The 7,069-nt window shown below is 61.2% G+C and carries 3 protein-coding genes; all 3 read left to right on the plus strand.

The genetic code is table 11. The features are described 5' to 3' along the window. The first annotated feature begins 101 nt into the window (after positions 1 to 101). The 3 genes from QMX91_RS27275 to QMX91_RS27285 all read left to right on the plus strand — a co-directional run bounded on the left by QMX91_RS27275 (position 102) and on the right by QMX91_RS27285 (position 6,956). Positions 102 to 1,106, plus strand: a complete 1,005-nt coding sequence (locus QMX91_RS27275; protein WP_134785021.1) for an asparaginase — start codon at positions 102 to 104, stop codon at positions 1,104 to 1,106. A 134-nt stretch (positions 1,107 to 1,240) separates the two neighbouring features. Beyond that, complete coding sequence (locus tag QMX91_RS27280) at positions 1,241 to 5,857, plus strand: hypothetical protein (protein ID WP_282413657.1); 4,617 nt, start codon at positions 1,241 to 1,243, stop codon at positions 5,855 to 5,857. A 103-nt stretch (positions 5,858 to 5,960) separates the two neighbouring features. Next, on the plus strand, positions 5,961 to 6,956 hold the full coding sequence (locus tag QMX91_RS27285) for an AraC family transcriptional regulator (protein ID WP_027610360.1): 996 nt from the start codon (positions 5,961 to 5,963) through the stop codon (positions 6,954 to 6,956). Positions 6,957 to 7,069 lie beyond the last annotated feature (113 nt).

Here is a 7,069-nt window from a genome sequence, read left to right on the forward strand (position 1 = left end):
GCTCGCGATAGCTGTCTTTCAGCCAACATTAATGTTGAATGATGAACCGCTATCGCGAGCAGGCTCACTCCTACAATGTCATCTCTTGTGGAGACCCTCAGATGATTGCCAACACCTTCCCCGCCGCCCAACACGTCATGGTGCTCTACACCGGTGGCACCATCGGCATGCAGGCCAGTGCCAACGGTCTGGCCCCGGCGTCCGGTTTCGAAGCCCGCATGCGCGAGTACCTGCACAGCCAGCCCGAACTGGTGGTGCCGCAATGGCGCTTCCGGGAAATGTCGCCGCTGATCGACAGCGCCAACATGACCCCGGCCTACTGGCAGCAACTGCGCGAAGCGGTGGTCGATGCGGTGGACGTGCAAGGCTGCGACAGCGTACTGATCCTGCATGGCACCGACACCCTGGCCTACAGCGCTGCGGCGATGAGTTTCCAGTTGCTCGGCCTGCATGCCCGGGTGTGTTTCACCGGCTCGATGCTACCGGCCGGCGTCACCGACAGCGATGCCTGGGAAAACCTCGGTGGCGCGCTGGTTGCTTTGGGCCAGGGTCTGGCGCCGGGCGTGCACCTGTACTTCCACGGCGAGCTGCTGGCGCCGACCCGTTGCGCGAAAGTGCGCAGCTTCGGCCGGCATCCGTTCAAGCGCCTGGAGCGTCAGGGCGGCGGGGTGAAAGCGCCGTCGATTCCGGCCGCACTGAACTACAACCAGCCGAAACAACTGGCCAAGGTTGCTGTGCTGCCACTGTTCCCCGGCATCGGCGCCGAGGTGGTTGATGGCCTGCTGGCCAGCGGTATCAAAGGTCTGGTGCTGGAGTGCTACGGCAGCGGCACCGGACCGAGCGACAATCCCGAGTTCCTTGCCAGCCTCGGCCGCGCACGGGACAACGGTGTGGTGGTGGTTGCGGTCACGCAGTGCCATGAAGGCGGGGTCGAGCTGGATGTGTATGAAGCCGGCAGCCGTTTGCGCGGCGTTGGCGTGTTGTCCGGTGGCGGCATGACCCGAGAAGCGGCGTTCGGCAAGCTGCACGGCTTGCTCGGTGCGGGTCTGGACAACGCCGAAGTGCGGCGTCTGATCGAACTCGACCTGTGTGGCGAATTGCGCTGAGCCTGGTCCGGCGCCGGCGATAGTCCGACGCCCTACATATCTACCACCCACGCTGCATCGTGCCTCCCTAGCATGGAGCGATCCCGAGACTTGTCCTCGGGATCGCCTCCATCACCAGAACGCAGGGACGCACGATGAGTTCAGCAACCACAAGCTCCACCCGGCAGACGGCTGCCGGCACAAATCCCACCGAAGCCCTGATCACCCAATTGAGTGTCGGCCCCGACTTGCGCGACGTGGCCGCCGTGCTGTTGCGCGAACATTTGCGCAAGCTGTACCCCACGCTTGATCTGGAGCCGAGCATTACCATGATCGGCACGCCGCAATGGTCCATCGTCGACGAACAGATCGTTGCCGGAAATCCGACCTACCAGGCCTTGACCGAAATCCTCGCCGCCCAGGTCGTGCAGGGCACGCCGACGCTGTATATCGAAGGTGAACACTTTCTGACGCAACAACCGATCAGCGATCCGGCCGTCCACCTGCCGGTACGGATCGACGAAATCGCCAGCCTGCTCAACCTGCTGGCACCGGTCATGCTCACGGCGTTTCAGGAGCAACAGCTGGCGTACTGGAACAACGCCGACGACAGCAACGGCCCGCGTTGGCATACATTGTCGAACACCCTGCGCGAGATCTGGAACGTCAATCAGGTACAAGGCTGGAGCGAGAGTGACTGCGCAATGGCCCGCGCGCTGTATCGCACTGCCGGTCTGGCCGGCAGGAAAATCGATGACCAGAACAGCGCCTGCCTGATCGCCATTGATCTGATCGATGGCACAACCGTAAAGCATCTGAACGAAGTATCGATGGCCGTGCTGATCGGCACACAACAGGGAAAGACGGTCATCCTCGCCCATTCACTGCTCAAGGGTTATCAGAAGTTCGACTCTCTTGATGACCTGGGCAAATCCTTGCCTGCGCACGTGGGCAATCTTCAGCCGTACCAGCAGTTGAACTGGCGATTGCTGGAACCCTCGGGCAGCATCTTCGATTATCAGGCGTGTGCACTGGTCTCGATTCAGATCGATGTGATCGGCGCGCTGGATTTTTCTCCTGCCACACCTGCCCCGCTCGACAAGCCATTGTCCACGGCCACCCCCGAAGTCGACGCCACGGCGAAAAAGCCCGGCCCGCCATTGAGCTGGTTTCAGAATGCCTTGCCTGACTGGCTCATTGCTGCATCACTGCCGGATCTGAACAACTATTCCCGGCACTTGAAGGATCTGGCTGCACTGCATAACCAGAACACCGGCAAGTCCTATCTGGATGGCATCCTGCCAATCAGCGAATACGCGCTGAGCGAAATGAACGCCTTGCATGCCGAGACCCTTCGCGCGCACGCCGATGCGCAGCGTACCGATCTTGAAACAGCTCTGGAGTCGATCCAGTTGCGGGTCAAAAGTCCGGTGATCTGGGGCACCTTTACTGTTCCGGGAAAAATCGAGACTTACAATTTCAGCGTCACCGATCTGGCCTTGCAGAATCTGATTGCAGTGCCGGTAGGCAACAAGACCCTGCACTCCACCCGTGGCAAGCCATTGCCCACATGGCTGACCGTAAGCTATCTGGAAGACCTGGTAACTCGCGCGGATATCGGTACGACCTACCCGGCGCTGATCAAGCGTCAGTTGGTCGACACCACGCCAGCTTCCGCCGGGCGACAAGCACTGTTCACTCAACACTTGCGCATCCAGTTGCCGCTGCTGGCCCTGCAATCGAAAATTCGCGGCAAGGCCGGTATCGACGCACGCGGTTACCGCTATGTCGTCGCGGTGCTGGATCCCGACAGCAACCATCGCATGGTCGAGGACCAGACCATCGTCATGCGGCCTCTGGCTTTAGTACCTCAACGCAGAACAGACGGCAGCCATGACGAAGTCGCCAACATGTTCGTGATCGGTCCTGAGGACCCGAGCGCCGGGCCGTGCCTGCTGTATCGGCCGATGCTCGACCAGCCGTTGACCCAATACCCTTCCCCCAGCAACTTGCTGTACGCCATCCAGCAATCCGCCAGTCTGCGTGACTCGGTGCTCGCCTGGCTCCCGGACCGCGTGCGCAGCGACTACGCCAACTATGTGTTTCCAGGCACGTTGCCCTCCCCCTGGGCCGTCACCGAGTTTCTGGTGGATGCGGAAAAAATGAGGGTCATGAGTGGGCCGATCAGCCTCGGTAGAAAGACCGTGGAGGGCGATCTGCCAGGCGCTCTGTACAAAGCCAACGCGTCGGCGCTGGTCGAGCTGGCCGACCGCCAGTCGGTGTCAAATGCGGAAAGTCGCTGGGCCAGTTTCAAACAGGCCGGATGGACCCTGTTCAATGCCGTCTTGCCGTTCCTCGGACGCACGGTGGGTGTCGCGACGTGGATCTGGCAGGTGATGGAGCAACTGCAAGCCCTGAAGGAAGCCCGGGAGCAGGATGACTCTTCCGCGCAATGGTCAGCGTTCACCGAGGTGTTGCTCAATCTGGGGATAGCGATCACGTTGCACATCGCAGGTCGCTCCCGACCACGGCTGGCCCATGAGACAGCGGCACGCGAAACACCGAAAAACCCTGACCCCACGACCACTGAAATCACCGTGCAACAACTGGAAAAAAGTGCTCCCCATGAAACCGCTGACCTGCAGCAAACCCTGAATATCAGCGGCGCCGCGAATCGCACGCCCGCAAGTCTGGGCACCGTGCTGTCCCACTTCAAAATCCTTCGCCCGCAACGTCTGGGTAGCGCCAACACCACGCCAGGGCTCTATCGCAATCTCTACAGCTACAACAGCAAATGGTACGCCCCGGTGGGCCATGACTGGTTCGAGGTCGCGGTGGACGAAAACGGTACCGTCATGATCATCGATCCGCAGGATCCAACCCGTACCGGCCCAGCCTTGATCGGCAATCTGCGTGGCGATTGGTTCGTCGATACCCGACTGCGTCTGCGCGGTGGCGGCTCGGCCGGCCTGACACAGCTGGCTGAAGCACAACGCCGCATCGAAGCGGAAAAACTGCGCACCCGCCTGACCGCCTTCGAAAGCCGTAAGGCGGCAGCGCAAGGCGAGCTGGAACAGGTCCGCCAGGCAATGAACGCTGCCACCGCTCAGACCGCTGCGGCCCACCGCCAGCTCTTTCTACAGTCTCTGGACAGGCAACGCGTCGCTTATGCCCAGGCGTTGAGCGATCTCAAGGCGTTGCATGTATTCTCGCCAACGGCTGACTACCAACAGAGATCCCTGAGCTACCTGAAGGCGCAGCTCGAACTCATCCATGCAGGGATTCGCGAAGCGCTGACCCTGTTCACGCCGACATTGCGCAGCGTACTCAATCATCTCGAAGAACAGGCTGAACAGCCCCAGAACCGGCATATTGCCGAAACGCGGCAGATGCTTGAGCTCAATCTGGACATGATCACGCGTCTGGAGCAGATCCAGGCACAATTGGTGCAACTCAAAGAGTTCGAGAGAGACGGCTTGCGCTTGATTCAACTGACCCGCAAGGCACTCCCGGCGTACTCGATCGAGGATCTCAAGGCACTGCAGGTGACACTGGCGCGCAATGTCTGCCTGCCCGAACACTCGGTAGCGACCGCCGCGGATGCCTGGCTCAGTCTCGACCAGATTGTCGATACCGCCGATATCGCCGTTCAAGCGCTGCGCGACACCCTTGAGGAGCGCAGCGTTTCCCGGCTCGACGAACGCATCGACTGCCTCAACGATCTGATCGAACAATTCAACGTACTCGACGAGCGCCTGGCAGACTTCAAGTCCGCGTTCGCTGACAGTGTGCAAGAGGCACCGCTGACAAACCTTCGCCAACAGCTCGAGCAATTCAACCGCAGCGCCCGCCACAACCTGGTGCTGTTGCTCGAAGAGCGCGACACCCTGCGCAGCCGCCCGGCGCTCCCCGTGCAACCGCCAAGGCCGAAAAAGAAGTTCATCCGCACCCGCTACAACGGCGTGCTGATCGGCGAGCCGCGCCTGACGGTACAGGGCCTGGAAACCGACCTGGTCGACATCAAGTCACCGCTCACGGACAAGGTCATCTCGACCTTTCATCAAAAAACTCCCGGGGTGTGGGTCGAACGTATCAGCACTGCCTTGCCGACGCCGACGCCAGCGCTCGAAACCAGCCTGAACAAGGGGCAGGACCTGCTCGACGGCCTGCCGGCGTTCACCCTGCGCATGAACGAACTCATGAAGCAGGCCGGACGCTCGGCGGTCGGTATCGAGTACCTGTTTCACCAGCACGCCCTGCAACTGGAACACGTCAGCGCGGCCATTGAACAGGCCCTGACCGACAGCAACGCCACGGACAGCAGCCAGCGCTCGGCTGCGGTGCTGAACAAGGCGCTGAGCGATGCCGTCGACAGCCTATATCAGCAGGCCAAAACCGCCATGTCGATGATGACCAGGGCACAATCACCCACACCATCAGGTGTCGCCTGGCTTCAGACCAATGACAGCATCCGTATTGCAAAAACTGTCAGTCGACGCCGCCTCAAGGGCGGCAAGGCGCTCTACCTGGACGAATACAGCATCACTGACCAGACCACGCGCAAGGTGCTGTGGTACGCGCATTTTCTGTACTCCACCTCATGGGTGCCGGACAAGGCCTTCCTCTCTGCACGTTTGAAAACCCCCGCGGAGCGGCAACTGGGATCCGATGCCGACAGCACTCGCGGGTTGAGCCGGGCCGAACGGCTGGCGTACTACCGCAGCATGATCGGCGTGGAGCAGGCCCGACAGCTGTTTTTCAGCGCGAGCTAAGGCATACGCTGATGACCGTGCACGACGTCGCCCCTGCCTGTGGGCGTCGTGCACGGCACGCTACTTGCTGCCTCTTTTGCCAAAAACCAGCGGATGCCGCCTCATGCTCCACTCCCACCTCACGACGCTCAATGCCGTCTCACTGGTACTCAACACCTTCAAGACCGAAGGCCTGTCGAGCGAAGCGCTGCTGGCCGGCAGCGGCATCAGTGCGGCGGATCTGGCCCGTGCCGACACACGCATCACCACCAATCAGGAAATGCAGGTCTGCGCCAATGCGGTCGCGCTCAAGCATGACATCGGCCTGGAACTGGGCCGACGGATGCACGTTTCCTGCTACGGCATCCTCGGTTACGCCCTGCTCACCAGTGCCACCTTAGGTGACGCTTTGCGCCTGGCGATTCGCTATCCGGCGCTGCTGGGAACACTTTTCGAACTGAGCCTGGAAGACGACGGCGAGCGGGTCTGGTTCGTCGCCGCCGATTACCGCGAGAGCCCGTCGATGGCGGTGTTCAACGCGGAGTTCTGCCTGGTGTCATTGAAGGTCATCTGCGACGATTTGCTTGGGCATCCGCTGCCGCTACTGGCGACACGTTTTGAACATGCCGCGCCGGATTACCGCGACAGCTACGCTGAGCACTTCAACAGCCCTCTGCACTTCGGCGCCAAGGACAATGCTTTCGCCTTTGACCGGCGCTGGCTCGATCAGCCGTTGCCTTTGGCCGACAGCATCACCCACCAGGCCATGGCCGACCGCTGCCGCAAACAGAACATCGAGTTCACCGGACGTCAGGCGTGGCTGGGGCGGATTCGCCAGTTGCTCAGTGCCCAGCTCAATGCAGCACCGGGGCTGGAGGGGCTGGCCCAGCAAATGAAGTGCTCGCCGCGCACCTTGCGCCGCCATTTGAAGGACATGGGCAGCAGTTATCAGGAACTGCTCGACGAACTGCGCTTCGAGCGGGCCAAGCAGATGCTGTGTGAGGATCAACTGCCGATCTACCGCATCGCCGAGACCCTGGGCTTCAGCGAGACCGCGAGTTTCCGCCATGCGTTCGTGCGCTGGAGCGGGGTGGCGCCGAGCCAGTTTCGCCCTCATTGATGTTCCAATGTGGGAGCGGGCTTGCTCGCGAATTCGCAGTGTCAGTCGCGATCAATTTATCTGACATACCGTATTCGCGAGTAAGCCCGCTCCCACCGGGACGCATTTCATGC

It is taken from the genome of Pseudomonas sp. PS01299, assembly GCF_029960145.1.
GTDB classification, from domain to species: domain Bacteria; phylum Pseudomonadota; class Gammaproteobacteria; order Pseudomonadales; family Pseudomonadaceae; genus Aquipseudomonas; species Aquipseudomonas putida_A.